The organism is Bilophila sp. 4_1_30 (assembly GCF_000224655.1).
Classification (GTDB): domain Bacteria; phylum Desulfobacterota; class Desulfovibrionia; order Desulfovibrionales; family Desulfovibrionaceae; genus Bilophila; species Bilophila wadsworthia.
This window is the reverse complement of record NZ_JH114232.1, coordinates 177,259-181,141: the sequence shown is the minus strand read 5'-3', so window position 1 is coordinate 181,141 and position 3,883 is coordinate 177,259. Positions and strand designations below refer to the sequence as shown.

Below are 3,883 nucleotides of genomic sequence, written 5' to 3'. Positions count from 1 at the left end.
TTCCCTCTCCCCTCCCCCGGCTTATTATTCTACGCAATCCCCAATATGCGGGCGGCGTTGTTGTACAGGACGTTCTCGAGCACGTCGGGCCTGAAGCCGAGAGTCTCGTACAGCTTGGCGCGCTCCCAGCTGTCATAGAAGGGATGGGCGCTGGCGAAAATGAGCTTGTCGGGGATGAGCTCGTTGCCCGCCTTGACGTAGCCGTCCGCGAAGGGCCACGTCTCATACTCGGACCATTCCATATAGACGTTGGCGTTGCGGTGGCAGACCATGCAGGCTTCCTGCACGTAGGGATACCCGCCGTGGCTCATGACGATGGTGAGATCCGGGAAGTCGCGGGCCACTTCGTCGACGCGGGCGGGGGAGGCGTCGCCCATGATCGCGCCGGGAACGCGGGTACCTGGTCCGGTGCTGATGACCACCGGAACCTTCAATTCACAGCACTTGGCATAGATAGGATAAAACTTGCGGTGATCTGCCGGGAGTTTGGCGAGGTAGGGATCGACGGACGCGCCTTTCATGCCGAATTCGTTGACCATGCGGGAAAGCTCGTCGATGGCCTGCATACCCTTGTGTGGATCGAGCCCGGCCATGCCATAGAATTTGTGGGGGTAGGCCCTCATCATTTCCACGACGCCCATATTGGAACAGGGGCAGCCATAGGTCGTTTCGACGTCGCGCCCGGTGATGACCCCGGTGATTTCATGCTCGTCCATGATCTCGACGATTTTGTCGAGCGAGGCCGACCATGCGCGATCGGGGTAGTTGAAGAAGGCGCACATGTCTCCAAAGAAGGGGCTGTGGATGAGCCCGTCCACGGCGTCGGGCGTGTTGGGGCGGAAACGGAAATCGATGGCTTTCATGAAAAAGGACTCCTTGTATGCTGGCGCCGTGTGCCGGCGTCGTGTGTGAACGGAAAGGAACCACGTCTAACTGTCCTGATGTGTGCAAAAAAGCAAGATTGATGCCGCTCATCGGGAAGGAAAAAGGGGGGTGGCGACAGAACATATGATGCGTACGGAATATTTTATGATGTAATATCAATATGTTCATCTGGTATGAGCGGGTATGGGGGAATATCGGAAGGGAGAGCGGAAACGAAAAGCGTCATCTTGCATGTGTATTTTTTCGCATTGCAAAAATGCACACATAATGTCGAAATGCTGTGAATTGGGTTGGTTGCCGGAGAGTCCATTGCAGAAATGCACACCAGGCTTTCCGGGGAGCAATGTACAACCGTATGGGGTACTTTGCTGATTTTTCTTTCTATTCAGGCAGGATATGCATGATGGCACGCATGATGCTTTAAACGGGGCAACCACTTGATGAAAAAACGAACCGTCAAGATAAACATTTTGTTAGGAGGCTCCCCATGTCCCAGTGCTGCTGCCTGTCCCCGCAGGAAGAACGTCTTCAGGGTACCAAGAAAGCCAATCGCCAAGGCCGCGAACGCGTCTATAAGATTCTCGACCGCATCCAGTTCACCGTTCCCCACGTGGACATCGAGCGCGCCCGGTACTTCACGGAATCCATGCGCCAGACCGAAGGCGAGCTGCTGACCCTGCGCTGGGCCAAGGCGCTCAAGAATGTAGCTGAAAAAATTACCGTATATATCACGCCCGACCAGCTTCTCGCGGGCCGCGTAGGGCAGCTCGGACGCTACGGCATCCTGTATCCGGAAATCGACGGCGACTTCTACATTGAAGTCATGAAGGATCTTCCCAACCGCGAAAAGAGCCCCTTCCAGATCGATCCCACCGACATGCAGATCCTCATGGAAGAAATCGCCCCCTACTGGGAAGGCAAGACCTACCATGAGCACCTCAACAAGGTGCTGCCCGCCGAAATCCGCGGCGTGACCTATCACGACGAACGCGGCCTGAAGTCCAAGTTCGTGGTGAGCGAAACCTCTTCCTACCGTTCCGCGCTCCAGTGGGTTCCGGATTACGAAAAGGCCATGAAGCGCGGCTTCATCGACATCCAGAACGAAGCCAAGGCCAAGCTGGCGGGCCTCGACCTGACCAACTCCGTGGATATCTGGGAAAAGAAGCCGTTCCTCGAAGCCATGATCATTGTGTGCGACGCCATCATGATCTGGGCGAAGCGCCATGCGCAGCTTGCCCGCGACACAGCCGCCGCGACGTCCGATCCGGTCCGCAAGCAGGAACTGCTCCGCATGGCCGACATTTGCGAACATGTGCCCGCCTATCCGGCCCGCAACTTCCGCGAAGCCGTCCAGTGCCAGTGGTTCGTGCAGATGTTCTCGCGCATCGAACAGAAGGCCAGCGCCATCATTTCCAACGGCCGCATGGACCAGTACCTCTACCCTTACTACAAGAAGGATATTGAAGAAGGCACGCTGACCTCCGAGGAAGCCAAGGAACTGCTCGAATGCATGTGGGTCGACATGGCCCAGTTCATCGACCTGTACATCAACCCCACGGGCAATGAATTCCAGGAAGGCTATGCCCACTGGGAAGCCGTCACCGTCGGCGGCCAGACGCCCGAGGGCGAGGACGCCACCAACGAGCTGTCGTATCTGTTCCTCGAATCCAAGCGCGAATTCCCGATGACCTACCCCGACCTCGCGGTCCGCATCCATTCGCGCACGCCCGACCGTTTCCTGTATGAGATCGCCCTGACCGTTCAGGATGGCTCCGGGTTCCCGAAGCTCATCAACGACGAGGAAGTGGTGCCCCTGAACGCCATCAAGGGCTGCCCGATCAACGAGGCGCTGGACTATGCCATTTCGGGCTGTACCGAAACCCGTATGCCCAACCGCGACACCTACACCTCCGGCTGCGTGTACATCAACTTCGCTACCGCGCTGGAAATGCTGATGAACAACGGCCGCCTGCACTACTACGGCGACGAGCTCATCGGCCTTGAAACCGGCGATCCGACCCGCTTCCAGACGTGGGAGGAATTCTACGAGGCCTACAAGGCGCAGCACATCAATCTGTTGCAGAAGGCTTTCCAGCAGCAGCACATCGTCGACCGTCTGCGCCCGCAGCATTTCGCGGCTCCGCTGTCCTCCGTGCTGCACAACCTCTGCATGAAGAACATGCAGGATCTGCATTCCGAGAAGATCGAAGGCGGCGTCGATTATTCGTACTTCGAATTCCTCGGCTATGCGACCGTGGTGGACTCCCTCGCCGCGATCAAGAAACTCGTCTTTGAGGAAAAGCGGCTGACCATGCGTGAAGTGCTCGACGCGATGAACGCCAACTTCGTGGGGTATGAGCCGATTCAGGAAATGCTGAAGAACGCGCCCTGCTACGGCAACAATGATCCCTATGCCGACAGCATCGCCAAGGACGTCGACCGGTTTACGCAGGTCGAAGCCGAAAAGAGCAGCCGGGATCGCGGCATTCACGTCGACGTCCGCTATGTGCCGATCACCTCGCACGTGCCTTTCGGCAAGATCATCGCCGCCACCCCGAACGGCCGCGTTGCCGGGTTCCCCTTGGCTGACGGTTCCTCCGCGTCGCACGGCGCCGACCACAACGGCCCGACCGCCGTTCTGTTGTCGAACTACCATTCCAAGAACTACGGCATGATCAACCGCGCCTCCCGTCTTCTGAACATCAAGCTGTCGCCCAAGTGCGTGGCGGGCGAGCAGGGCGCGAAGAAAATTATGAGCATCATCCGGACGTGGTGCGACCTGAAGCTGTGGCATCTCCAGTTCAACATCGTCAACCGCGACACCCTGCTCGCCGCCCAGAAGGACCCGAACAGCTATCGCAACCTGATCGTCCGTGTGGCCGGGTACAGCGCGTACTTCTGCGACATGTCCCCCGACCTGCAGAACGACATCATCGACCGCACCGAACACGCGGATCTGTAAAAAATTGGAGGGGAGGAGGAGATACTTTCTTCAGAA

The 3,883-nt window shown here is 57.7% G+C and carries 2 protein-coding genes; one reads left to right on the top strand and one right to left on the bottom strand.

Annotation, left to right across the window (positions count from 1 at the left end):
• Positions 1 to 29: 29 nt before the first annotated feature.
• Complete coding sequence (locus tag HMPREF0178_RS07525; RefSeq protein WP_009368176.1) at positions 30 to 863, bottom strand: amidohydrolase family protein; 834 nt, start codon at positions 861 to 863, stop codon at positions 30 to 32.
• 509 nt (positions 864 to 1,372) lie between these two features.
• Here HMPREF0178_RS07525 and HMPREF0178_RS07520 point away from each other — a divergent pair.
• Complete coding sequence (locus tag HMPREF0178_RS07520; protein ID WP_009368175.1) at positions 1,373 to 3,847, top strand: glycyl radical protein; 2,475 nt, start codon at positions 1,373 to 1,375, stop codon at positions 3,845 to 3,847.
• The last annotated feature ends 36 nt before the right edge of the window (positions 3,848 to 3,883 follow it).

Coding starts and splice junctions, on each gene's coding strand:
- HMPREF0178_RS07520 (WP_009368175.1), top strand. CDS start 1,373: ATGTCCCAGTGCTGCTGCCTGTCCCCGCAGGAAGAACGTCTTCAGGGT.
- HMPREF0178_RS07525 (WP_009368176.1), bottom strand. CDS start 863: ATGAAAGCCATCGATTTCCGTTTCCGCCCCAACACGCCCGACGCCGTG.